This is a genomic window from Streptomyces sp. NPDC020884 (assembly GCF_044333935.1).
In the GTDB taxonomy this organism is placed as follows: domain Bacteria; phylum Actinomycetota; class Actinomycetes; order Streptomycetales; family Streptomycetaceae; genus Streptomyces.
In genome coordinates this window covers 159,709-180,621 of the sequence record NZ_JBIRRY010000010.1, presented here as the reverse complement: position 1 = coordinate 180,621, position 20,913 = coordinate 159,709, and the positions used below count along the sequence as shown (strand labels likewise).

Genomic DNA, 20,913 nt, shown 5'->3' with positions numbered 1-20,913 from the left:
CCGCAAGGTGCACAGACTTTGCCGGTGGAACCGCGTTGAGTACGGATGGGCCCACGAGTATGACCAGAGCCGCCCCTACGGAGCCTACGGGCAGGGGATTCCCCGGCCGCGCTTGACCACAATTCGCCGCAGATCGACTGCGGCGACCAGGCGATGGAAGCTCATCTCGTACCACCGACCCCGGGTTGTGCTGCCCGGAGAACCTGCGAGGAGAGACCATGGCGTTCGGAGCTGTTATCGGCCTCAGGCCCGAGATCGAAGATGTGCTTGCGCAGTGGGAATGCGCTGAGGATGAGGGGAGCACCGGTGACTCCGAACGTGAGGCCGCAAGCGACATGGCTACCTTGTTGACGCGGATCCTCGAGACGCTGCCGCATCCGTAGACAATCGTGCTCAGCACCACAAGCTGATGGGTGAGGTGCTCCATTTTCCGGCGACGAGGGCGCAGCCGCGGCATGGACGAGGCTGCGCCCTCGCCGTGCCGGTGGCCCGGCCGGCGGCTGGTTAGGACGAAGACGCGGTCTGCGCGTCCTTCGGGACGGCAGGGGTCTTGACGGCGGTGTAGTAGACGGAGCGCCCTTGCTTGGTGCGCTCGATGCGTCCCTGTGCGACTCCCTGTTCCAGGGCGTTGCGCACAATGGCGGAGGGCGCTTCGCGGTCCGGCAGAGTCTGGGACAGTGCCTCTGCAACTTCGGCAGCGGACTTGGGTTCACCTTGGCCGTCGAGGTAGGCGGAGACTCGCCCGGCCCATGTCGGGCCGCTGGCCGAGGTCCGCTTGCCGCCGCCTGCCTTTGGTCCGCCCTTCTTTCCCCTACCTCCCCTGCCGGCCCTACCTGACGCGCCCGAGGAGGCGTCTCGATTGGAACGCGCCGCAGGAACCGCGGCCGCTGCCCGGTTCTTCACCTCTCCCGCCGACGCCGTGGGTGCGCCGGACAGCACCTCCTTCATCTGCGTCAGCACCGCTTCACTCTTCTCCAGTCCGCCGAGCTCACCCTGGAGGCGTGTGATCTCGGCGCGTACGCGCTCTTGCTCGCTCTGCACCGCCGCCAAGTCCGCATTGACCCGCTGGGCATAGTCATCCGTGACGCTCGCGGGATTGTTTCCGGTCATGTGGTCCTCGACTCTCAATGCTGTGAGGTTGGTATGGCGATGATGGTACTCACGCGCTTCCGGCCACTTGTCCGGCTTGCCCCGATGCGGGGTAACGATCGAACGGATCGACAGCATCCGTGAGGGGGCGAATTGGCCACCTGGCAGCCCCGATTCACCAGCTGACGGCTTGCCGTCCCCCGGACAGTCCAGGCTCCAGACCGCAACCCCTGTTCTGGGAGTTCGCTATACCGGTCGCCAACGGCCAGCTCACCGCGCCCTCGCCCACTACGGCGTGGGCCCGTAGACGAGGTGCAGCCTGGCTGCGAACTCCCGGATCTCCTCCGCAGTGAAGACTGTCACTTCGGTCTGATCAGCAGCGACCGAAAGCTGCATTTGGTTGTTCTCGGAGACGGCGAGCCGGATCGGAGGCTCGAACATCCACATCACGTCGATGCCTCGCCGTACTACGACGGCGACGACGTGCGGGCGCAACACTGTGCCGCCCTCCCCATCGGGGCCCATCAGCAGGTCCGCGAGGGCCTCTGTCGCGTCATCGCCGCGGACGCTTTCGGTGTGAACAGCCAGCTCCCCCTCCAGAGCCGTAATTGTCGTCGCCATGTGAGTGCAGTCCTCGTGGCGCAGCCACGGCGGCACCGTCCAAGTGAAAGTCATGGTGCGCATGCTGCCGGTCCCGCCGGACACCCTCGGCAAGCACCAGGAACTGCTAACCGAGGGTGTCCGGGTACCAGGCAGTTGAGCCCCTCGGCTATGAACGTCGTGCCGACGGAGAGCTCTGATCAGTTGCACTCACGAGCCAGCGAGAGCGGGGCCGCGCTGCGCAAGGAGTCTTTGAGGGCTACGAGGTCGGGGGTGTCCGATGCGCAGAGGAGTATTCGCCATCCCTCCGCTTTCGCACTCTCCATAGCGATGCTGAAGGGCACGACTCCACGAACGAGAAGGACAGCAATGGCAAGGAAGAAGCGCATCACCGGCGAGGCACGAGCGAAGCTCAGTAGTGACCTCAAGACGCAGTACGACGAAGGGGCGACCATCCGTGCGCTCACCGAGCAACACGGCCGTTCCTACGGCTTCGTCAACACGCTGCTGAAGGAAGCAGAAGTGACGATGCGCCCGCGCGGCGGAGCGCGGCGACCGCGACCCAACTGATGCGAAACATGGCAGTGAATGTTCGGGGCCTTGCACCGTTGAGCGGTGCAAGGCCCCGATACCTTCGGTCGAACGACTACTTTCCCTTGGCGGCTTCCTTGAGTTTCGAGCCCGCGGAGACCTTCACGCTGTAGCCGGCGGGGATGTTAATCGGATCGCCGGTCTGCGGGTTCCGAGCCGTTCGAGCCGCGCGGTGGGTGCGCTCGAAAGACAGGAAGCCGGGGATGGTGACCTTCTCGTCGCCCTTGGCGACAATCTCACCGACGGTCTCGGCGAGCGCGGCCAGCACGGCATCGGCGTCCTTTCGGCTCACCTCCGCGCGGTCGGCCAGGGCGGCCACCAGCTCCGTGCGATTCATGATGCACTCCAGTCTCTGTTCGTCCTAGCTGGCAAGTACGCCTCGGCCAGGCTTCACATCCTTCCACGCACCAGTGACAGCTAGGTCATCTCCCTGTGGATGGCACACCTCGGAGCCTGGATCGCAGGGACTATGGATGCGGGTGCGCCGCCCCGGCCCCGCCGAACGTGCTCCGGCAGTAGCAAGGCGTGGAGACGCCGGTGTAGGCCGGGAGTAGGCCACGATGAACAAGACGAACTCTGGCCTTGAACACCCTCGGCTGCGGATAGCGGTGACCGGAAGGGTTAGCGTGAGAAGCCCGCAGGCGACGTCAATAAGCGGGCGGGGCTACCGAAGACAAGTACGGCAGGCCCGCCGCACGCGAGCATTCGCGCTCACTGCCCGATCGCCGATCTTTTGTGACAAGGTCCGCACGTCTGCGGTCGTACAGCACTGAGCGGCCCCGCTTGCAGATCAAGATCATGGGTCTCGCCGCAGATGTCTGCTTCCCCACCCACACCCATCTGGCAACCCAGAACGAAGGGAATGTTCGTGACTTGCAAGTGTCAAGCCAGCACCTACGAAGCCCACCTCAAGAGGTGCACTGAGGGTTATCCAGCCCACACGTACCGGGGAACGGTGTGGAACTCCGAAGCGCAAGACAGGAAACAGAAGACCTGACGCGCTGGACGCCGCATACCAACAACTCGTCACCCCGTTTTAAGCTGCCGCCGAGGACGTGTGCCCACAGACGGTGCGTGACGTTCGGACCGTCCTCCCCGGCGTCCCTTTGCACCGCGATGTCGGTGGCGTCCCTCAGACTGATCCGTGCAGAGAGCAGACCTCATGAAGGAGATGTCCGATGCCGCAGTTGCCCTCTCAGGAACAGGCGCGCCTCATGCTCGCCTTTGCCGCCCGCCGGTTGGAGGAGGACTGGAACACAGCAGAAGCGGCCGGACACGGGGTGCACTTGACCCCCGAAGAGAGGGTGAATCACCTATCAGTCCCGTGGACGCGACTACAGGTCGACGGCAACGTGCGCCTGATCTACGACGTGCGCTATCTCCGGAGGTACTCCCCTGCGGCGACCATCGCCGACATTGACAGGAAGTGCCGCGTGCTTGAGGAAGGCGACTACCGGGCGGTCCAGATTCTGGTGCAGGAGTGGGCTGATCATCCGCACTTCCTCCCTCAGTGGCGGCTCGAGTCGGTCTCACCGGTGCCGCTGCTCGACCGAATCACGGCTTTGCGCGCCAGGAGCTGATCCACGTCACGCCGCCACGCCCTGAGCAGCCGTCAAGCCGCCAGACCCGAGGCCGTTCTGCGGCTGCTCACGCGCCGTCGGAGCAACGTTGAACTCTAGGATTACGGCATGTATACGGACGAGGGGCGCGGCGGCGCGCCTGATGAGGGTCAGGGGAGCCTGTTCGATCTAGCAGTGCCCGACGAACCGTGCATCGTGGAGAGCGGTCGGAGTTTTGAGGCGGAGGCGTTGTTCCTCGGGGCGCCGGACGATGCTTCGGTCGGCGGCTGGGAGAAGACAGGTGACCTGCGCTGGCAGTGGCTGCCGTCCCTTCGGTGGCCGCATGCACCCGGGGGCGGGGTGCACGTGACGATGTCCGCTGCCGGTGATCCAGCGGGCGCACTCTGGGACGCGGTTCTGACCGTCGAGGCCGCAGGTGTCCGCGTGGTTTCGGTGCCGTGGGTCTCCCGACTCGGCGAGGCTGGTCTGCCTGACCAGCGGGAGGAAGAGATCGAGTTCGCGTTGCGGGCGCAGCTGAGATCGCGGCCGGGGCAGTCGGCCCTTGAGGAGCTTGAGGAAGCGAAGCTGCGTTGGCTGGAGCGGGCGGGAATCGCCCGGGAGGACCCGGCGCGGGCAGCGCAGTTGCGGGCGTGGTGGGAGCGCCACCCGAATGGGGACGACGGATCCGGCCAGCTGCGGGAGGTAGCCGCCGCCTACGGTCGGTGCGTACCACGACCGTGAACTCTTCCGGAGAGCAGCTCGATCTGATGCAGTTTCGTTGAGGCCGTGAGGCGATCTGGTCCGCTCCGTCATGATGTGCAGATGACTACGCATAAGGCGGCGGGTAGTGACCCCCGCCTTCTCTCCTCTCATCCGCGTCCGCGTCCACGTGCGGGCGCGGACACCCATCAGGATCGTGTCGCGGCAGCCTCCGCCGAGGAGCTGAAACGGGAGGGTGATCTTCCCCGATCCGGTCACTCCCCTCGGGTAGGCCTTCGCGACCCGCATCTTGTCCTCGCCTATGCGGCCTTGGTGGGCGCCATCGGCATCGCCACCGTCTATGTCATCGTTGCGCTCCGCGCGGAGCCCCAAGACCTGGCCAGGGTCTTGCGGGCACTACCCCGCATCCCGGTCGACGAGGCATCTTCATCGCAGTGATCAGCGGCGATCATGGTGGGCCCGATCACAAACGACCTCATCGTCCTACGGCTTCGCCAGCCACGTCCGCCCCGAGGCCACCAGCGAACCCCTGCTGCAGGACACCGTTCTGACGGAGGCTATCCGGGCCGGCAGCTGTGGACTCTTCGTCGGCCTGCCCCGCGCCACCTGGACGCAGGGGCACTCCTGGCGTCGCGACCTCGTCCACCGCGCCTACTGTCTGGTGGACGACATCGCCGTCGGAGGAGTGCCCGGACCTCGGTGTGTAGCTGAGCAGGTGGCTTTGGACCTGGAGCTGGGCCGTGCCCGCAGATACGCGGAGCGACTGCTCAGCAGCGGTCTCGCCTTCGACGAACTGCCTGCCCATCCTCAGGACGGCTGGGGCCGTGTCGATCAAGTTTTCAGAGCCGCCGGTGACCCGGCCGGCGACGGATTGCCACGGCTGTGGCGCGTGGCGCCCACCCACTGGTTCACCCCTTTCGCGGGAAGCCGCCCCCGTCGTAACGGCAGGGTCGAATAGCTGGCACCTCAGCACTATCGATCATGAGGGACTGCATATTCCCTTCCTGTGGATCTTCTGGACGCCGAGGCGGAAGCGTTGCATCTTCCTCGCGGCATCTTCGGTGAATTCGCCGCGTCGGTCGGCTGTCAGACTCGGCCGATACCCTCCCCCTAAGTCCTCGTCATCACACCCGGCATAGGAAGGCGTATCTCTTAGGTGTGGCGACGGTTGTTCACGCTCCAGCGGTATTGGACTTCGCCCCCTACCCGATCACATGACAGGAACAGGCAGTGGCCAAGCAGGATAGAGCTCTGGTAACGCGGCAGCGTGTGTTGCGGGCCGCGGGTGAGGTCTTCGCCGAGCGCGGATATCACGGTAGCGCAGTGAGCGAGATCATGGTCCGGGCCCGTGTGACGAAGGGCGCTTTGTACTTCCACTTCGCAAGTAAGGAAGCGATGGCCATTGGAGTCCTTTCCCGGCTCCAGAACGCGGACACCCTCACGGCCCTGGCCGGTCCTGTACGTCTCCAAGCGCTTATCGCACTCGTAAACAGCTACGCCGCCCCGCCGCGTACGGATCCGATCCTCCGCGGTGCCCTGAGGCTTGCTGGCGAACCTGAATTTGAGGGCGGCATTTGGCACGAGCGGCTCCACCGGGCGATCGCAGGGATGCTGGCCGATGCCGCCCACGCCGGAGAGCTGCTCTCGCACGTCGACGCAGCCGAGACCGCAGAGCTGATCACCACGATGCTCGCAGGGCTTCCTCGCTATGCACCGTCGGGGCGAGCTACTAATTGCTGCGCGATGGAACGGATCGGAAGTCTGTGGCGTCATCTCTTGCCGTCCATCGCTATACCGGCCGTGATACCTGCCCTCGATCTTGGGCAGCTGCCACCAGAATCGACCGGCTCCGAAGAGCACGACGGGGGGACGCCCATTCTCCTCGTCTCCTCAGGCGGCACGCGGTCCGCCAACTACTGAACTTGAATGGGTGATGTCGGGGAACGGTGAGTGTGGTGGTGCCCCGAGCTGCTCCGCGGATGGCTACTGCGCCAAGATGAGCGCATGACCGAGAGCGAAGCCGATCTGCTGGCGTTGCTGCGCAAGCTCGACGATCCGGGGTGGTTGGAGCGTCCGCAGCACTACGACCGTGGCGAGGCCGCGATGCACTTCGGTGTTCTGGTAGCCCGACTCGAAGAGGACTTCGCGGCCCGCTGCACGGCCGAGCAGGACACCCAGGACTCCAGCGAGTACGGACGCGTTGCCGTGCCCGGGGACGCGACCGTATGCGGTACTCGGATCGTCGTCTGTGTGAGCAAGTTCGGCTCGCTGGCTCTGGTCTGCGCCGACAATCCGGGCGCCTTCTTTGGAACGGATGACGCTCAGACCGAGGGCGAACTGGACGCCGCGGACCTTGCCAAGGTCAACCGGGCGCTTGTCGAGCTTGGCTATGTCGTGGTTGCCGAGGAACTGCTGGAGAGCGACTACGACGGGCCGAGCCGACTGCCCTGGCACGTTCAGCGGCCCAGCTGGTGGCATCGCTTCTTCGGCATCTTTTGATGATCACGCCGACAGGGTCAGGCCGGTGCCGGCCAGGCATCCGTCGATCACCTCCGGCCTGTACTGCAGCATCTTGAGCTTGCGCTTCACAGCGCGGGTGACCTGGCCAAGGTCGGCGGCGGCCAGGTTGCCGATGTCGCGTTTGACCAGGGACCAGATGCCCTCCTGCGGGTTGAGGTCCGGGGCGTAAACCGGCAGCTGAAACACAGTGAGCCATGAGGCGTTCGACTCGAAGAACTCCCTCAGCGGCGCGACCAGGTGCATGCGCAGGTTGTCCCACACCAGCACGATCGGGCCGCCGAGCTGCGTGTGGGCGCGGATGACGAGGTCGCGGTAGTCCTTCCAGCCGAAGCCCTTCGGTTCGTTCTTGCGGCCCCGGTACTCACGGATCGCGTAGAACAAACGAGATCGCTCACCCGGCTTGTAGCAGGTCATTCCCGCCATGGAGACTCGACCCGATCCCCGCCCGCGCACGCGGACGACCGGAGTGCTGCCCCTGCGGCCCCAGGTCCTGGCACGCGGCGGCGTCATCGACTGGCCGGCCTCGTCTTCGAAGACCACCCAACCGCCGTTCGCCGCCGCGGTGCTCTTACCCGCGGCCACACCTCTCGTTTCCACAACTCCACCGCGTCGTCGTCACGCTCGATCGCACGCCGGGTCGGCTGCTGCCAGGACCAGCCATAGCGCCGCAGCAGTCGCCACGTGCCCTCCACGGTGTACGAGACGTGGAACAGCCTGCCGATCACCGTCTTCACGCGGGCCAGCGTCCACCGCTGGTCGGCCCACCCGTGTGCCAGCGGACCGCGCTCCAACTCCCGCTCCAACCTGGCCATCTGCGCGTCAGATAGTCGGGGTCGACCAGGTGACCCCTTGGAGGCCACGCCGGCGTAGCCGCCCTCGCGCCACTGGCGTCGCCAACGTTCCACGGACCGTTCCGAGACCCGCAGCATGGCAGCGATCTCTCGGGTCTTCCCGCCAGTCTCGAAGCACGTCACGGCCTGGCGCCGGACCCGCTCCCGCGCGTCTCTCTCGACGTCGGTCAAGCCGCCGCCCTGCGGATATCTCACCGAACGAGGACTACCGAGGTCACCTTCACGCTGTCCGGCGAACAGCCCGACATCACCCGATCAAGTTCAGTAGCGTCGTTGGAGGCATCGGTACAGCGCGCTGCACCACCGTGAATCTCGCGGGGCGCCCGGTTGGCTAGGCGTCCCGCTGCGGTGAAGTCTGCGACCGCCGCCGCAAACGCGGCCCGATGACGAGGCTCCGCCGAGCGAGGCCAAGCACATGGTTCTCGCTACCCTGGCAGGGCTCGCCTGGCTGGGTGGCGAAGGGCAGGATTTATGGCTCGATGAGAGAGACGATCGAAGTGAGCTCCCCTGGAAGTGCTAGCGTGTACCGCCGAGGGACCTCTCCATAGCAAGAGGTTCCCTCTTCTCCGCCGAAGCGGAGGTGTCGGCCGGTCGTCAACCTCGGCCCCGGCCTTCCCCTTTTCGAGCGGAGACGTCTTGTGACTTACCTGGACCTCGACGACGAAACACAGCGCGCCCAAGCCACCCACTTCGTCGACTGGCTTGTCGGTGCCGTACGTGACCGCGGTCTCGACCTGGGAGTCATCGACCGGCGCATCAGCAATCCAGGGGCCCTGTACGCCCTCACCATCGCTGGCCCCCACGCCGACGCCGCACCTGGCTACCTCCTGGATGTCGACCCGACACGAAACAGCCCAGACCTCAACCGGTTCATCCGCCGCGCCGCCCAGCACTTCTACCGCGTGCACTGGGACGTCGATCACGAACGAACCCCTGACTGCGCCACCCCCTCCTGTACCTAGGCTTGCTTTGGATCGCCGACGCCGATCAGCTGCGGCGCGAGCTGGGCGAGGTCCCTGCCGAGAGCATGCTCCGCGAAGCACAGCACAAATTGCCCGGCCTACGCGGCCGGCGGGCTGTCCTGCTGACGCTGCGGTCCTCCCGGCCGCTGCGTCGCCCGGTAGAAGCGGAATCGGTCGATAGGATGGCCCGGTCCGCCCTCCAGACCGGCGACAGGCCTGCGCCCGCGCCCGGCGAGAGGACCACGCAGTGAACCAGCACCATGTCTGTGCGGCCGTGTTCTCGGCCGGATCCTGGGGCACCGCCGTGGGCAAGATCATGGCCGACGCCGGCACCAGCGTGACCATGCACGCCCGGCGCGCTGAGATCGCCGACGCGATCAACACCACCCACCGCAACCCCGGGTACTTCCCGGACATCGAACTGCCCCAGGCCCTGACGGCCACCACGGACCCGGCCGCCGCGCTGGACGGCGCAAACTTCCTGGTGCTGTCGATCCCCGCGCAGTCCCTGCGGGTAGGCCTTGCCGCCTGGGCCCCGCACATCGGCCCGGGCACCGTCATCTTGTCGCTGATGAAGGGCATCGAGATCGGCTCCGGGCTGCGGGCGAGCCAGGTCATCACCGAGGTGACCGGCATCCCCGCCTGCCGGGTCGCCGTGCTCTCCGGCCCGAACCTGGCCCGCGAGATCATGGACGGCCAGCCCGCCGCCGCCACCATCGCCTGCCCCGACGAGGACGCAGCCCACCGCATCCAAAAGGCGTGCCACACCCCGTACTTCCGGCCCTACACGTCCACCGACGTGACCGGCTGCGAGCTCGGCGGCGCGGTGAAGAACGTTATCGCCCTCGCCGTCGGCATCGCCTCCGGCATGGGCATGGGCCACAACGCGCAGGCCATGCTCATCACGCGCGGCCTGGCGGAGACCACCCGCCTCGCGACCGCCATGGGCGCCCACCCCGCCACCCTGTCCGGACTCGCCGGCCTGGGCGACCTCGTCGCCACGTGCTCGTCCCCTCTCTCGCGCAACCGCACCTTCGGCACCCACCTCGGCCAGGGCCTGAGCGTCGAGCAAACGACAGCCGCCACCCGGCAGACCACCGAGGGCGTCAAGAGTGCGGAGGCCATCCTCGCGCTGGCCCACGCCTACGACGTCGAGATGCCGATCACCGAAGTGATCTCCGCCCTGCTGCACGAGAAGGTCACCCTCGACCAGGCCGCGGCCGCGCTGATGCAGCGGCCCCCCAAGCCCGAGCGCTAACCCCCTGCGGGCGCCCCGACCCCGACACGGGGCCCACCACACTTCACCTTCACCCTCCGGACACGAAGGTCCCTCGCCATGCCCCCATCCGTGCTGTCCTGGCCGTGCACGCGTTGGCAGCAGCAGGGACAGTGGGCCGCCCGCGCCGACACGAGCGGCCCACTCCGCCCCTCGGGTGAAGGGCTCCGGGACTGGACGACTGCGCACTGCCGAGAACCGGAGCCGCCCGTGACCAACATCCTGTTGGAAGACCCGAGTTCGAGGCGGACGATGTTCAGTCAAGCGCCGGGCGCGGACCTCGGGGAGAGGGAAGGATGTAGTCCTGCGTAGGCCCGCGTAGTCCAGGGTCCGATGGGTTTCACGCCTGACACCGGCCCCCGCCCCCGCCCCCGCCCCGCTCTCCTCCGAAGGAGCCGTGTTCATGGACCGCATGTCCCCTGCCTGGCAAGACTGTGCCGCCAGGATGGCTGACGCGATCGTGCGCCCTGAGTCCCGCTGGCACCGGCCTCTGGCCGCCACCCCCCGGCACCCGTTCGTGCCCCGGTGGTGGGCGCCGGGCGAGCAGGACGGCACGTGGGTCTACGAGCTGCGCAACGGTGCCGGCGACCACGGGAAGTGGATGGAAACCGCCTACGACGACAATCTCAGCGTGATTACCCGGGCCGGTCCGCACCACGCCGACCACGCAACGCCAGATGCTGTGGTCCCGGAGACGCGGCCGACATCCTCGTCCACCCTGCCCAGGCTCGTCGTCAAGCTCTACCAGCACGCCTTCATCACCGACGACTCCCGGGTCCTGGTGACCTGCGGCAGCGGGTACGGCACCGCTCTGGCGTGCCAGCGCCTCGGGGACCAGCAGGTCACGAGCATCGACGTGGACCCGTATCTGATCGAGGCGGCGCGAGACCGTCTGGCCGAGACCGGGCACCGGCCGCAGCTGGAGGTCTGCGACGTGACAGGCGAGCTGCCCGGCACCTTCGACCGCATCGTCTCCACCGTCTCGGTACCGGCCGTCCCCGCGTCCTGGCTCAAGGCGCTGCCCACCGGCGGCCGGATGGTGACCACCCTGTCCCAGACGGGCCTTGTCATCGTCGCGGACAAGACCGCCGACGGAGGCGCCCTCGGCAAGGTCGCACCCGAGCCGGCGGGGTTTATGAACACCCGCCACGGTGACGACTACGACCCGCCCGCCCGCGACGACACCGCCCTGTGGAATACCGCGCGGACCGCCGAGGGCGACAGCGTCACCACCGGCCGCTACCCGGTGATGCGGGTGAACAGCACCTGGGACGTGCGCTCCACCCTCGAACTCACCGTTCCCGGCATCAAGCACCGCATGGAGACAGCCGAGGACGGCACCCGCACCGCCTACATGCTGCACGAGGACGGCTCCTGGGCCCGCGCCGCCGCACCGGGAGCGCGGGACCTTCCCACCGTCCACCAAGGCGGCCCCCGCCGCCTGTGGGACGAACTGGACCGCATTCGCACCTGGCTCGTCATGGACGGGGATCTGCCCATCTCCGGAGCCGCGGTACGGATCGACCCGGATGGCACCTGCCGATTCGAGCGCAGCGGGTGGTCGGCCACCATCAACGCGAGATGATCGTGGCCTCCGGTGCCCGCTCGTATCGCTGATTGCTGCCACCAGGTGGTCGGTAGCACTCTGTAACCTCGCCGATCGGCGGGAAGCTGCGGCTCTTTGACCTGCACTGACGGCCCACCAGGTATGACCGGCGCCGGGCTCCCTCTCCGTTCCACCGCGGGCGACGTGCGATTCCATTACCGTGTTCCGACATGACGGTGCTGATCATCGGAGGCAGCGGGCTCCTCGGGACCGAGCTGGTGAACCAGGCGTTACGTGCAAGTTGCATCACGGCCGCGACGTTCAACTCCCGCCCGGGAAGCATCTCAGGTGCCTCGTGGCATCGCCTGGACCTGCGTGATCCCCGTCGTCTCGACGAGATCATCGACACTGTGCATCCCAGCATGGTGATCAACACCTCCAGCGGGGAAGCCGACTGGGCAGTCACCGCCGACGGTCCCGTCCGCCTCTCCCAGACGACGGCGCGACGGGGCATCCGCCTTGTCCACGTCTCCAGCAACGCCGTCTTCTCCGGAATGCGCCGCACCCGCTACAACGAGACGGCCCTTCCCGACCCGGTGACTCCCTACGGTGCCGCGAAGGCCGCCGCCGAGACTGCTGTGCGCCTGCTTCACCCTGCCGCGGCCGTTGCCCGCACCTCGCTGATCATCGGTACTGACCGTCGGTCCGCCCACGAACGAATGGTGCACGAACTGGCCGCCGGGACACGGGCTGGAGCCTTGTTCACGGATGACATCCGCTGCCCCGTGCACGTCACCGACCTGGCGGCCGCCCTCTGGGAACTCGCGGTGTCCGACGCGGCCGGCGTCTTCCACCTCGCCGGACCAGACGCTCTCAGCCGCTATGAGTTAGGCCTGCTCATCGCCCGGCGCGACGGGATCGACCCCTCCCTGCTGCCTGCCAGCCGCCGGGCTGACACGCGCCTCCTCGGAGCTCTGGACGTGCGCCTCGACAGCCACGAGACGCAGCGCCGGCTGAACACCAGACTCCGAGGCGCCCAAGAGTTCCTCGGCAAGGCCTGATGATGACGGAAGGCGAGAGATCGACAGCTTCGACGGACAAGCGACCTGGCCTCTACACGACAGCCGCCGCGCTCCGCCCCGCACCTGTCCTCGGTCAACGCGCAACTGCTGACGCTCGTACTCTGAGCCGATGACCTTTGATGTGCGTCCAATCGCTGCCCTTGACCTCGCCGCCGCGAACATGATCGGTGAAGAGAAACAGTGGGAGTTGGTCGCGGCGCCGAACGATGCCGTTCGCCTCGCAGGTGACGACCGCGACCCGGTCTTCGCGTATCTCTGCACCGAGGGCGCCACGGTGCTCGGCTGGGTGTACGGCGCCTACCGGCTGGCCTGGGCGAAGTACCTCGCCTACCAGCTCGCCGAGGCACGGGGCTGGGGACGGGGCATCCGCTTCGCCGTCAACCGCGGCCTGGCCATCGTGCTCACCGAGCCCGCCGAACCCACGGACTTCCCCACCTGATGCACACGGACCGACCCGCGAGTTCCAACTGAACAAGCTTCAGTTTCTCTGAACCCACGGGGCTCTACGGGCTTGGGGAACATCGGTACAGCGGTTGGCGCTGAGAACGATCTTGAGCAGTGAGCGGTGAACTTCTAGCACGGGTGGTCTGCTTCCTGGGGCCCTTCGGCCAAAGATCCACGTTCTGTACCGGCGGGTGGTTGGCTCCGCCGCATGCCGGTGGAATTTCTGACGGATGACCAGGCCGAGGCGTACGGGAAGTTCGTCGAGGAGCCGACGCGCCCGGAGCTGGAGCGCTTCTTCTTCCTGGACGACGTGGACCGCGATCTGATCGCGCTGCGGCGTACGCAGTACCACCAACTGGGCTTCGCGCTACAGATGTGCACGGTGCGCTACATCGGCAGGTTCCTCCCCGACGATCCGCTGAGTGTGCCGTGGCCGGTGCTGGAGCACCTGGCCGAGCAGCTCGGCATCGAGGACGCGTCGGTCGTGAAGCGGTACACCGAGCGTCCGAAGACCGCGTACGAGCACGCGTGGGAGATCCGGGACGCGTACGAGTACCACGAGTACGACGACCCGGAGTGGGGGCGGAAGTTCCGCACTTTCCTGCACGGGCGGGCGTGGACCGCGCATTCGGAGGGGCCGAAGGCCCTGTTCGACTATGCGGTGGGCTGGCTGCGTAAGCACCGGGTGCTGCTGCCCGGGGTGTCGGTGCTGGCGCGGCAGGTGTCCGAGGTCCGCGAGATCGCGGACAAGCGCCTGCACACCACGGTCGCCAGGGCGGCCTCGCGGGCGGACCGGTCGCTGCCCGCGGATCTGGTGGCGCTGCTGGAGACGCCGGAGGGCAGGAGGTACTCGTATCTGGAGACCTTCCGCCGGCCGCCGACGAAGACCACCGGTACGGCGATGAAGCGGGCGCTGGAGCGGGTGGACGAGATCGCCGTGTACCGGCTGGGGCGGGTGAAACTGGACAAGCTGCCGCCGAACCGGCTCGCCGCGCTGGCCCGCTACGGCCTGGGATCGAAGGCGACGAGCCTGGAGCGGGCGAGTGAGCCGAAGCGCACTGCGATGCTGACCGCGGTGATGCGGCACCTGGAGGCCAAGGCCACGGGTGCGGCAGGACTGGGAGCCGGAAGACCTGATCGAGGTCTGGACGTCCGCTCTGGTCCACGTCAACACGCTGCTGGTGCAGGAGGTCCTGGCCGATCCGAAATGGGCGGACAAGCTCACCGATGCGGACCGCCGGGCGCTCTCCCCTCTGTTCTGGACCCATGTGAATCCCTACGGGCGGTTCGAGCTGGACATGAACAGCCGCCTCGACCTGGACCTCACGGCTCCGGCAACAGTTCCCGGTCCCCGTGGTGCACGGTGGGAAGCAACGCCAGCCAAGGCATGACAGCGCCTCCGGCGGGCTTCAGTCGGGAACGAGCCCCGCGCGAGGTTCGTCCAGAACGGACGTCAGCCAATTCGCGAGAGCGGGCGATGAGCCAGCCGAGCGCAAAATGAATTTCACGGAACTCACCGCACGGGACGAGTGGCGCTCACCCACTCCCGCAGGAATGGGCCGAACAGCCACCTGAGCAGGGGTAGTTGGCCACCGCTAAAGGCTCCGGGGACACACAGGGCGATCCCTGCTTTCAGGTCCAGGCGCTCACCCTAGATGCACTATGCGGCATATTTCCCTTATGCCTGCCCATCTTCCACATGACGCCGCCTATTCAGGCAGCAGATTTCCGGATCTCGGCGATTGAGCAAAGTCCTGCGAGCCGCGATAGACAGGGAGCTCCCTTCTTGCCCTCAACCATGCTGATGGCGCCCGGGGCGAGTCCCCCGCCCGGGCCGTTCGGCCCCTACCTCCTGGAGAACCTGATGCGAGCCCGATCTCCCCGCGAACTCGCCAAGCTTCCGTACGCGCACCGCCTTACTCCGTTCACCGGGGAAATGGAAAGAGAGGGCACCTACGAGTGGCTCCACTTCGACGGCTGCGATTTCGAGGACGTGGATGGCGGCAGCTCTGGATTCACCGAGTCCGCGTTCTCCGCGACAACTTTCACGCGTGGCCGCTACCGGCGCTCCCAGTTCGATGACATCTGGCTGCATACCGTGCGCATGGTGGGGACCGACCTCGCAGAGACCACCTGGATGGACAGCGAATGTAACGAGGTGGTCCTCGCCGGCACGGAACTCTCCGGCTCCCACATGAACCGCGTCACTTTCTACAACTGCAAGTTCGACTCGGTGAACGCCCGCCTGGCCAAGCTGAGGAACGTCGCGTTCGTGGACTGCCTCCTGCGCGACGTCGACTTCGGCGGAGCCGTGCTCACCAACATCACCTTCCCCGGCTCGACCCTGGATCGAGCGCACTTCGACAACGCCAAGATGACGAAGGTCGACCTGCGAGAAGCTGCCGGGCTGAGCATCGCTTCCGGGCTCGAAGCCTTGAAGGGCGCAACGATCAGCACCTATCAGCTCCTGGACATGGCACCAGCACTGGCCCAGGTCCTCGGCCTCACCGTGAAAGACGAGTAGATGCCTGCACCGGGGGCTCGACGAGATCGCGGAGCAACACAACCTGGGCGGAACATCGCTCCCGCAAAGGCAACCACGGAGGCCGGCCCCCCGGTCATCACCGACGACATGCTGCACACCGTGCTCCGCCGCCGCCAAGGCGGCGAGACCGTCGAGACCATCCAGCCGGACCTGATCATCCCCACCGGCCGCCGCAAGGGGCAGAACCCCAGCCTCTACCGGGCCCTCGCCGAACACGAGAAGACCCAGGTGTACCCCGAGGCCGTCCAGGCCGCGCACGCCGACTTCGCCGCACTCCATCAGCGCGACCGCAGCCCCAAGTAGTTACTCAGCGCTACACACCACCTGGCGGTAGCTATACGAGAACAGGGCCGGGTCGGGTGGCCCTCGCGGCCGAACATCCGCAGCAGGTCGTTCCGGTGCGTCAGCCTCGTCGCGCATGAGCGGACCATTCCGCACGGCCAGCCAGCGCACCAGGGCGTCCGGTGACTCACCGCGGCGCACCGGGGATAGGCCCAGACGGCTAGGTGGTCTCAGTCGGCCAGTGGAACGACACCAGCAGCTCGACGTCCGCGCGGGGCATGCCGGTGCCTCGCATCGTCGCCCATGCCTGCTTCAGAGCCTCGTCCGCAGTTTGGTGCGGACTGAGGTATAGGACCGGCTGTTCACCGGCTATCTGAAGCAGCGCGGCCGGAGCGCCGATGTCGGTCAGGTCCACACGTACGCTGCTGATGCCCTGCTCAGCGAAGACAAAAGGGTCCACTCGGCCACTGTAGGGACAGGCTGTCCCGCCTCTGGAGTCGGCCCCGCGCGGTGTGCTGCTACGCGGTCAACCCGAGGGCGCCGGTCGGGTTCTCGCTCCACGACAGCTTCTTCTTGCGGTAGGCGTCGAACGCGGTGGAGCGCGGCGAGTGCCGGGAGTGCACGGCGACGACTTCGGCCGGATTCCCGGCGTCGAGCATGGCCTGGATGCAACCGCGGCGCATGGAGTGGCCGGTGATCCGGCGGATCGCGGCGCGGGCCGCGCGCCGCGTGGTGCGCCAGGCCTTCATGATGGCGTTGGACTCCTCGGCGGTAGCCGCCTGCTCGGCCGCCTCCTTTGCCTCCCGCGCGGCCAGTGCCTCGGCTGCCCGTTCCTCCGAGCTGGGGGTGGGGGTGAGCTTCGCGGCGCGGGCGGCGGCCTTCACGATGTCGTTGACGGTGTCGGCGGTGATGCCGCCGCGCCGCTTCTCGTCCTTGGTGTGGCGGCCGGCGGCCTTGGCGCCGATGTTGCCGTGCTTGTCGATGCGGCGCAGCAGCGGCCCCGGGCTGAGCTGTCCGTCGTCGGCCAGCACGTCCAGCCACTCGCGCAGCGCGAATAGCGGGCACAGCTCGCTCTCGTCGGGGGCCAGGATGCGGACCTCCTGGCCGCGCGCGGCCTGGTCGGCCTTGCTTCGGCGGATCTTGACGATCAGGGCCGGGCGCTGGGTCTTCTTACCGGTGGCGGGGTCGGTGACCTTGACGGTGGTGAACGTGACGTCGTGGAGATTGAGGCGGGCGGGCTCGGAGGCGCGGCCTGCCATCCACCAGTCCAGCAGCAGGACGGCCGCGTCGCGCTTGCCGCGCACGGTGGTGCGGTCCAGCTTGCGCGCCATCAGGCGCAGTTCGTTCAGGTCGACGCCGTCGGCCTGGAGCGGGCCGGGCTCGACCAGCGGGTCGTCGGCCTCTTCGCCGCGGCGCTGGGAGACGATGGCGAGGCAGCTCTTGATCTCGACCTTGTCCAGCGGGGTGCGCTGCATGGAGCGCAGCATCCGCAGGGTGCCGAAGTGAGCGTCCAGGGTGGTGGCGGGGTGACCACGGTCGGCGAGGTCGTCGAGGAAGCACAGCACTGCGTTGGGCTCGGCGGTGTCCCAGCCGTAGGTGTCGCACCAGTCCTGGTAGGCGCTCCAGCGCGAGTCGCGGGCGCTGCGCGAGTTGCGCGGCACCGCCTCGCGCAGGCGCCGGGCGGCGGAGGCGGTGATGCGGCCGCCGCCGGGCAGGTGCACGTCGGCTTCGGCGCGGGCACGGCGGATTACGGGGCGGGCGGGCGCGGTGGGGACGAGCTCGGTCGACGACATCGCGGTCAGTACTCCTCGCCGGTCGGGGCGGGCGGTGCCTGCCAGGTCGGGGTCTCCAGGGGCGAGCGTGTCGCGCGCACCCAGGCGGGAATCGCGGCGGTGCGGGCCACGGCCGCGGCCTCGTCGCTGAACACCACGACGCGCGGCGCGGGACCCGGCATGCTGCGGCGGTCGGAGAGGCGTACGTCGTTCACCGCGCCTCCCCCGTCGTCGCCGCGCCGGAAGTTCGAGACCCGGCCACCCGGTAGGCGGCGAGGAGGAGTTCGAGCGCGGCGAAGTCGTCGTCGGTGAGGGGCCCGCCGTCCTCACCGCGGCAGGTCAGCGTCGTGCGGGTGGCCGGGGCGAACAGGGTCTGCTGCCCCTGGCCCGGGCCGGCCGGGGTGCGCTGGGTGTCCTGGTTCATGGTTGTGCTCCTGCTCGCGGGCGGTTCGTACGGCGGGGATGGCGGCCAGGCGGGGGTCAGGCTGGGGTCAGGGTGGTCCGGCCAGGGCATGGGGCGGCAGGCCGGTGCGCAGCACCGCGGTGTTGGGCCCGAGCGTCAGGTTGCTGCCGACCGTGAGGACCGCGTCGCGGCCGTCCGGCCGGGCCCGGCGGAAGGCGTCGGTGAGCGGCACGCCGCAGTAGGCGGTGGCGAAGCCGTCGGGCAGCGCGGGGTCGGCGACCGCTCCAGTGTCGGTGAGGCACCAGGCGTGCTCGATGGCGGCGACCGGCCAGGTGCCGGGGACCAGGGCGTAGCCCTCCACGTAGGTCCAGCCCGCGCGGTCGGCCCAGGTGTGCGCCGCCTCGAAGCAACGGCCCGGCGTGTGCGTCCACTCCTGCTCGGCGGGCCAGGGAGCGGGCGGGTACCACCGGCCGTGCTCCAGGACTAGGTCGGCGAAGGTCGGGTGGCGCCAGGAAGGGTCGAGGGCGAGCCGGCGGTACAGCTGCAGGCTGTCGGTCAGTTCGCGCTGTGCCGGGCCGGGAACGCCCGGCGGCCGGGGCTCGCTGCGGGGCAGCGGCGGCTGCCCGGTGTCTTCCCGGTGCTGGACGGCTGAGCTGTGGGAGCGCAGGGCGGCCCCGGCCGGGTCGGCGGTGTCGGCCAGCGCGCGGGCGCAGCCGGTGCAGGGGATGCCGCACAGGGTGCGGGTGAAGTCGTCCGGGTGCACGGGCAGGGCGCCGCACAGCATCCGCCATCGGCCGGGGCGTTCTTCGCGGGCGGTGTGGTCGGTGCGGCCGCCGTGGACGCGGACGGGCCGCATGGTCGTCTCCGGCCGGTCCGCCGCGGTGGGGCGGGCAGCGGTGACCGGCGGCTCGGGTGCAGGTCGCTGCCGGGAGGGGCGTGTCATCGCGCGCTCCGCGCGGGGTGGTCGGGGTGCTCGCGCCAGCGTTCGGCGAACTGGGTGACGACGGTGTGGACTTCGCCGGTGACGGTGAGGTCGTGGTTATGGCAGTGCGCCAGCAGGTCCACCAGCTGGGCCAGGGCGTCGAGGTCGGCCAGCGCCTGGCGGGGCTGGGTGCGGACGACGTGCTGGGCGACGACGTGGTCGGCCCAGGGGCCGTGGCCGGTGGTGACGGTGGCCGGGAGGTGCTCTCCTGCGCGCACGCCGAAGGTCTCGGTGCCCGCCTCGGTCAGCTCCCAGGTGCGCGGGGTGCCGTCGGGGGCCTGCCCGGCGCCCTCGGCGGCGTGGCGGTCCTCGTGGATGCGGGTCCATAGGAACTCGCACCAGTCCATGGCCGTGGCGCTCATGCGGCGTCGCTCTGCCGGTCGAGGCCGGTCTCGGTGACGTAGTGGCGGCGGGAGGTGCGCAGCAGCTCGTCGACGAGGGCGGCGACGCTCAGGCCGCGCCGCGCGGCCTCGGCGGCCAGCAGTGCCCGGCCGGCGTCGTGCACGTGCGCGGGCAGCGTGCGCTGCGGCCGGATCTCCTCGCTCATCTTCTCCCCCGGTCCTCTCAGGGCCTCTCACAGAAGTCCATGCAGTCGCCGGTTGCCTGCTGGCGCGGGTTGTTGAAGGCCGCGCCCAGTCTGATTCCGGCTAAGGGGAGCGTATCCGGAATCAGGACCCGGCGCACGGTCGACACGAGACGGTCCAGATTTCCAACGAAAGGGGCAGCCCCGGAGGGGTGCCCGGAGGGTTCCAAGGGTGCGGGCGCCGATCTGAGCAGAGGTACACCCTTACCGATGCAAGGGGGCCGGGAATACACATCACGTCTCAGATACGCGTACAGGACTTCTGCACTGATCAGAGGCAGTTACGCTTCATCTCATCGCGACTCAAAGAACATCATGTTTGAGTTGAATTGCTTGTTCAAGATCCATGCTCTAGCCTGCGGAACGACCCAGAGATCTCCGGGCACCGAGAACACGCGCGGACCGACGAGAGCGGGGAAGAACCGGTGCGACGACGGCAGCGATGGCGTGGCTGCGGGGACGGACCGCTGATGGACCTGGTCAACCTGGCGGGGATCTTCGGACCCGCGCTGGTGGGCGCGGTCCTCCTCGCCCGGCACTTCGCCTGATGCCCTTGCACTGACCGATGTTGACCCCCACACCGGAATGAGGCGCTGTATGCCCACCCCCGCTGAGCTTCGAGCCAGAGCCGACGAACTGGAGGACCGAATCTCTCCGCTCATCGCCGGTCCCCGAACCGACGATGAGCGGTTGTTCGGGGAGAAGGCCGCCGCGCTACGCGAGGAGGCCGACCGCCTGGAGGCTGAGGAGGTCCCGGGCACCGTAGGGACGCTTGCTCAGCGCATCAGCGACGTCATCGCCAATGAGGTGCCTGCCGCCTACGCAGACCTGGCGATCAAGCGGGCTTGCCAGGTCCTGGCCGCATGGCCCGACGACGCCGCGCAGGCGCTCGATGGGGTCCGGGCATGGGCTGAGCTCTACCGCCCGCAACTCCCCCAGGCCGCAGCCCAGGCCCTGGACACTCTGCTTTCCGAGCACCCCCTGGTAGGACCAGATGAGCGCGAAGACCATTCGGCCCGGTAAGGCGGCGGCCGCAGACGAGTGGCTTGCGAGGAAACTTCTGGAAGCCGGGTTCGGAGGTGCAGACTGCGACTTCCTCGACTGCA

Annotated in this window: 28 protein-coding genes and 1 pseudogene; 17 read left to right on the top strand and 12 right to left on the bottom strand. The window is 68.0% G+C overall.

The genetic code is table 11. The annotated features are described in order from the left end of the window. The first annotated feature begins 218 nt into the window (after nucleotides 1–218). On the top strand, nucleotides 219–383 hold the full coding sequence (locus ACH4UK_RS28600; RefSeq protein WP_398360858.1) for a hypothetical protein: 165 nt from the start codon (nucleotides 219–221) through the stop codon (nucleotides 381–383). A gap of 121 nt (nucleotides 384–504) precedes the next feature. On the opposite strand, the gene ACH4UK_RS28595 is transcribed toward ACH4UK_RS28600, so the two are convergent. Then, the gene (locus tag ACH4UK_RS28595) at nucleotides 505–1,227 is read right to left on the bottom strand and encodes a hypothetical protein (protein WP_398360856.1); all 723 of its coding nucleotides are present in this window, start codon (nucleotides 1,225–1,227) and stop codon (nucleotides 505–507) included. Between the two features lie 150 nt (nucleotides 1,228–1,377). Beyond that, nucleotides 1,378–1,764, bottom strand: coding sequence for a hypothetical protein (locus ACH4UK_RS28590; RefSeq protein ID WP_398360854.1), 387 nt, complete (start codon nucleotides 1,762–1,764; stop codon nucleotides 1,378–1,380). A 294-nt stretch (nucleotides 1,765–2,058) separates the two neighbouring features. Between ACH4UK_RS28590 and ACH4UK_RS28585 the strand changes: the two genes are divergently transcribed. Further along, nucleotides 2,059–2,259: a helix-turn-helix domain-containing protein gene (locus tag ACH4UK_RS28585; protein WP_331759271.1), complete on the top strand. Its 201-nt coding sequence runs from the start codon at nucleotides 2,059–2,061 to the stop codon at nucleotides 2,257–2,259. Between the two features lie 76 nt (nucleotides 2,260–2,335). On the opposite strand, the gene ACH4UK_RS28580 is transcribed toward ACH4UK_RS28585, so the two are convergent. After that, the gene (locus ACH4UK_RS28580) at nucleotides 2,336–2,617 is read right to left on the bottom strand and encodes an HU family DNA-binding protein (RefSeq protein WP_331759273.1); all 282 of its coding nucleotides are present in this window, start codon (nucleotides 2,615–2,617) and stop codon (nucleotides 2,336–2,338) included. 841 nt (nucleotides 2,618–3,458) lie between these two features. Here ACH4UK_RS28580 and ACH4UK_RS28575 point away from each other — a divergent pair. The 4 genes from ACH4UK_RS28575 to ACH4UK_RS28560 all read left to right on the top strand — a co-directional run bounded on the left by ACH4UK_RS28575 (nucleotide 3,459) and on the right by ACH4UK_RS28560 (nucleotide 7,058). After that, the gene (locus ACH4UK_RS28575) at nucleotides 3,459–3,860 is read left to right on the top strand and encodes a DUF6221 family protein (protein WP_398360852.1); all 402 of its coding nucleotides are present in this window, start codon (nucleotides 3,459–3,461) and stop codon (nucleotides 3,858–3,860) included. 108 nt (nucleotides 3,861–3,968) lie between these two features. Next, nucleotides 3,969–4,580 carry a hypothetical protein gene (locus ACH4UK_RS28570; protein WP_398360850.1) on the top strand — a complete coding sequence of 204 codons (612 nt, stop codon included), beginning with the start codon at nucleotides 3,969–3,971 and terminating at the stop codon, nucleotides 4,578–4,580. 1,209 nt (nucleotides 4,581–5,789) lie between these two features. Next, nucleotides 5,790–6,479, top strand: coding sequence for a TetR family transcriptional regulator (locus tag ACH4UK_RS28565; protein ID WP_398360848.1), 690 nt, complete (start codon nucleotides 5,790–5,792; stop codon nucleotides 6,477–6,479). 84 nt (nucleotides 6,480–6,563) lie between these two features. Next, nucleotides 6,564–7,058, top strand: a complete 495-nt coding sequence (locus tag ACH4UK_RS28560; protein ID WP_358361250.1) for a hypothetical protein — start codon at nucleotides 6,564–6,566, stop codon at nucleotides 7,056–7,058. A gap of 3 nt (nucleotides 7,059–7,061) precedes the next feature. Here ACH4UK_RS28560 and ACH4UK_RS28555 read toward each other — a convergent pair whose 3' ends face one another. Continuing rightward, on the bottom strand, nucleotides 7,062–7,661 hold the full coding sequence (locus ACH4UK_RS28555) for a transposase (protein WP_386200909.1): 600 nt from the start codon (nucleotides 7,659–7,661) through the stop codon (nucleotides 7,062–7,064). Beyond that, a complete protein-coding gene (locus ACH4UK_RS28550) occupies nucleotides 7,586–8,125 on the bottom strand; it encodes a winged helix-turn-helix domain-containing protein (protein WP_358361248.1) in 540 nt (179 codons plus the stop codon). Before ACH4UK_RS28550 ends, ACH4UK_RS28555 begins: the two co-directional genes overlap by 76 nt. 443 nt (nucleotides 8,126–8,568) lie before the next feature. Here ACH4UK_RS28550 and ACH4UK_RS28545 point away from each other — a divergent pair, with 443 nt between their 5' ends. The 9 genes and pseudogenes from ACH4UK_RS28545 (at nucleotide 8,569) to ACH4UK_RS28505 (ending at nucleotide 16,088) form a co-directional block, all read left to right on the top strand. Beyond that, nucleotides 8,569–8,892: a hypothetical protein gene (locus ACH4UK_RS28545; protein ID WP_398360846.1), complete on the top strand. Its 324-nt coding sequence runs from the start codon at nucleotides 8,569–8,571 to the stop codon at nucleotides 8,890–8,892. A 247-nt stretch (nucleotides 8,893–9,139) separates the two neighbouring features. Beyond that, on the top strand, nucleotides 9,140–10,150 hold the full coding sequence (locus ACH4UK_RS28540; RefSeq protein ID WP_398360845.1) for an NAD(P)H-dependent glycerol-3-phosphate dehydrogenase: 1,011 nt from the start codon (nucleotides 9,140–9,142) through the stop codon (nucleotides 10,148–10,150). 463 nt (nucleotides 10,151–10,613) lie between these two features. Next, nucleotides 10,614–11,753 carry a methyltransferase domain-containing protein gene (locus ACH4UK_RS28535; protein WP_398360842.1) on the top strand — a complete coding sequence of 380 codons (1,140 nt, stop codon included), beginning with the start codon at nucleotides 10,614–10,616 and terminating at the stop codon, nucleotides 11,751–11,753. 191 nt (nucleotides 11,754–11,944) lie between these two features. After that, nucleotides 11,945–12,775: an SDR family oxidoreductase gene (locus tag ACH4UK_RS28530; protein ID WP_398360840.1), complete on the top strand. Its 831-nt coding sequence runs from the start codon at nucleotides 11,945–11,947 to the stop codon at nucleotides 12,773–12,775. 130 nt (nucleotides 12,776–12,905) lie between these two features. Beyond that, on the top strand, nucleotides 12,906–13,235 hold the full coding sequence (locus ACH4UK_RS28525) for a hypothetical protein (protein ID WP_398360838.1): 330 nt from the start codon (nucleotides 12,906–12,908) through the stop codon (nucleotides 13,233–13,235). A 213-nt stretch (nucleotides 13,236–13,448) separates the two neighbouring features. Continuing rightward, a pseudogene (locus tag ACH4UK_RS28520) lies at nucleotides 13,449–14,354 on the top strand (DUF4158 domain-containing protein); the annotation flags it as partial. Further along, nucleotides 14,347–14,631, top strand: a complete 285-nt coding sequence (locus ACH4UK_RS28515) for a Tn3 family transposase (protein WP_398361214.1) — start codon at nucleotides 14,347–14,349, stop codon at nucleotides 14,629–14,631. The pseudogene ACH4UK_RS28520 and the gene ACH4UK_RS28515, both read left to right, overlap by 8 nt. A 395-nt stretch (nucleotides 14,632–15,026) precedes the next feature. After that, on the top strand, nucleotides 15,027–15,764 hold the full coding sequence (locus tag ACH4UK_RS28510; RefSeq protein WP_398360836.1) for a pentapeptide repeat-containing protein: 738 nt from the start codon (nucleotides 15,027–15,029) through the stop codon (nucleotides 15,762–15,764). A gap of 108 nt (nucleotides 15,765–15,872) precedes the next feature. Further along, the gene (locus ACH4UK_RS28505) at nucleotides 15,873–16,088 is read left to right on the top strand and encodes a hypothetical protein (protein ID WP_398360835.1); all 216 of its coding nucleotides are present in this window, start codon (nucleotides 15,873–15,875) and stop codon (nucleotides 16,086–16,088) included. Between the two features lie 199 nt (nucleotides 16,089–16,287). On the opposite strand, the gene ACH4UK_RS28500 is transcribed toward ACH4UK_RS28505, so the two are convergent. From ACH4UK_RS28500 to ACH4UK_RS28470, 7 genes are all read right to left on the bottom strand, one after another. Then, nucleotides 16,288–16,527: a hypothetical protein gene (locus tag ACH4UK_RS28500; protein WP_398360833.1), complete on the bottom strand. Its 240-nt coding sequence runs from the start codon at nucleotides 16,525–16,527 to the stop codon at nucleotides 16,288–16,290. 58 nt (nucleotides 16,528–16,585) lie between these two features. Then, nucleotides 16,586–17,860 carry an integrase gene (locus ACH4UK_RS28495; RefSeq protein ID WP_398360831.1) on the bottom strand — a complete coding sequence of 425 codons (1,275 nt, stop codon included), beginning with the start codon at nucleotides 17,858–17,860 and terminating at the stop codon, nucleotides 16,586–16,588. 5 nt (nucleotides 17,861–17,865) lie between these two features. Then, nucleotides 17,866–18,054, bottom strand: a complete 189-nt coding sequence (locus tag ACH4UK_RS28490) for a hypothetical protein (RefSeq protein WP_398360829.1) — start codon at nucleotides 18,052–18,054, stop codon at nucleotides 17,866–17,868. Beyond that, complete coding sequence (locus ACH4UK_RS28485) at nucleotides 18,051–18,263, bottom strand: hypothetical protein (RefSeq protein WP_398360827.1); 213 nt, start codon at nucleotides 18,261–18,263, stop codon at nucleotides 18,051–18,053. Before ACH4UK_RS28485 ends, ACH4UK_RS28490 begins: the two co-directional genes overlap by 4 nt. A 67-nt stretch (nucleotides 18,264–18,330) precedes the next feature. After that, complete coding sequence (locus ACH4UK_RS28480; protein ID WP_398360825.1) at nucleotides 18,331–19,185, bottom strand: hypothetical protein; 855 nt, start codon at nucleotides 19,183–19,185, stop codon at nucleotides 18,331–18,333. Further along, on the bottom strand, nucleotides 19,182–19,586 hold the full coding sequence (locus tag ACH4UK_RS28475) for a DUF6221 family protein (RefSeq protein WP_398360823.1): 405 nt from the start codon (nucleotides 19,584–19,586) through the stop codon (nucleotides 19,182–19,184). Before ACH4UK_RS28475 ends, ACH4UK_RS28480 begins: the two co-directional genes overlap by 4 nt. Then, entirely contained in the window at nucleotides 19,583–19,771 is a 189-nt protein-coding gene (locus ACH4UK_RS28470; RefSeq protein ID WP_331759325.1) for a hypothetical protein, read from the bottom strand. The genes ACH4UK_RS28475 and ACH4UK_RS28470 overlap by 4 nt, the downstream gene beginning before the upstream one ends. A gap of 461 nt (nucleotides 19,772–20,232) precedes the next feature. On the opposite strand from ACH4UK_RS28470, the gene ACH4UK_RS28465 reads away from it, so the two are divergent. Together ACH4UK_RS28465 and ACH4UK_RS28460 are read left to right on the top strand one after the other, a co-directional pair. Continuing rightward, the gene (locus ACH4UK_RS28465) at nucleotides 20,233–20,355 is read left to right on the top strand and encodes a hypothetical protein (RefSeq protein ID WP_398360821.1); all 123 of its coding nucleotides are present in this window, start codon (nucleotides 20,233–20,235) and stop codon (nucleotides 20,353–20,355) included. A gap of 49 nt (nucleotides 20,356–20,404) precedes the next feature. After that, complete coding sequence (locus ACH4UK_RS28460; protein WP_398360819.1) at nucleotides 20,405–20,830, top strand: hypothetical protein; 426 nt, start codon at nucleotides 20,405–20,407, stop codon at nucleotides 20,828–20,830. Nucleotides 20,831–20,913: the final 83 nt, after the last annotated feature.

Excerpts from the sequence above, each read along its gene's own strand:
- ACH4UK_RS28600 (WP_398360858.1), top strand. The coding sequence starts at position 219 with ATGGCGTTCGGAGCTGTTATCGGCCTCAGGCCCGAGATCGAAGATGTG.
- ACH4UK_RS28595 (WP_398360856.1), bottom strand. The coding sequence starts at position 1,227 with ATGCTGTCGATCCGTTCGATCGTTACCCCGCATCGGGGCAAGCCGGAC.
- ACH4UK_RS28590 (WP_398360854.1), bottom strand. The coding sequence starts at position 1,764 with ATGACTTTCACTTGGACGGTGCCGCCGTGGCTGCGCCACGAGGACTGC.
- ACH4UK_RS28585 (WP_331759271.1), top strand. The coding sequence starts at position 2,059 with ATGGCAAGGAAGAAGCGCATCACCGGCGAGGCACGAGCGAAGCTCAGT.
- ACH4UK_RS28580 (WP_331759273.1), bottom strand. The coding sequence starts at position 2,617 with ATGAATCGCACGGAGCTGGTGGCCGCCCTGGCCGACCGCGCGGAGGTG.
- ACH4UK_RS28575 (WP_398360852.1), top strand. The coding sequence starts at position 3,459 with ATGCCGCAGTTGCCCTCTCAGGAACAGGCGCGCCTCATGCTCGCCTTT.
- ACH4UK_RS28570 (WP_398360850.1), top strand. The coding sequence starts at position 3,969 with ATGTATACGGACGAGGGGCGCGGCGGCGCGCCTGATGAGGGTCAGGGG.
- ACH4UK_RS28560 (WP_358361250.1), top strand. The coding sequence starts at position 6,564 with ATGACCGAGAGCGAAGCCGATCTGCTGGCGTTGCTGCGCAAGCTCGAC.
- ACH4UK_RS28535 (WP_398360842.1), top strand. The coding sequence starts at position 10,614 with ATGGCTGACGCGATCGTGCGCCCTGAGTCCCGCTGGCACCGGCCTCTG.
- ACH4UK_RS28530 (WP_398360840.1), top strand. The coding sequence starts at position 11,945 with ATGACGGTGCTGATCATCGGAGGCAGCGGGCTCCTCGGGACCGAGCTG.
- ACH4UK_RS28525 (WP_398360838.1), top strand. The coding sequence starts at position 12,906 with ATGACCTTTGATGTGCGTCCAATCGCTGCCCTTGACCTCGCCGCCGCG.
- ACH4UK_RS28505 (WP_398360835.1), top strand. The coding sequence starts at position 15,873 with ATGCTGCACACCGTGCTCCGCCGCCGCCAAGGCGGCGAGACCGTCGAG.
- ACH4UK_RS28495 (WP_398360831.1), bottom strand. The coding sequence starts at position 17,860 with ATGTCGTCGACCGAGCTCGTCCCCACCGCGCCCGCCCGCCCCGTAATC.
- ACH4UK_RS28485 (WP_398360827.1), bottom strand. The coding sequence starts at position 18,263 with ATGAACCAGGACACCCAGCGCACCCCGGCCGGCCCGGGCCAGGGGCAG.
- ACH4UK_RS28480 (WP_398360825.1), bottom strand. The coding sequence starts at position 19,185 with ATGACACGCCCCTCCCGGCAGCGACCTGCACCCGAGCCGCCGGTCACC.
- ACH4UK_RS28475 (WP_398360823.1), bottom strand. The coding sequence starts at position 19,586 with ATGAGCGCCACGGCCATGGACTGGTGCGAGTTCCTATGGACCCGCATC.
- ACH4UK_RS28470 (WP_331759325.1), bottom strand. The coding sequence starts at position 19,771 with ATGAGCGAGGAGATCCGGCCGCAGCGCACGCTGCCCGCGCACGTGCAC.
- ACH4UK_RS28460 (WP_398360819.1), top strand. The coding sequence starts at position 20,405 with ATGCCCACCCCCGCTGAGCTTCGAGCCAGAGCCGACGAACTGGAGGAC.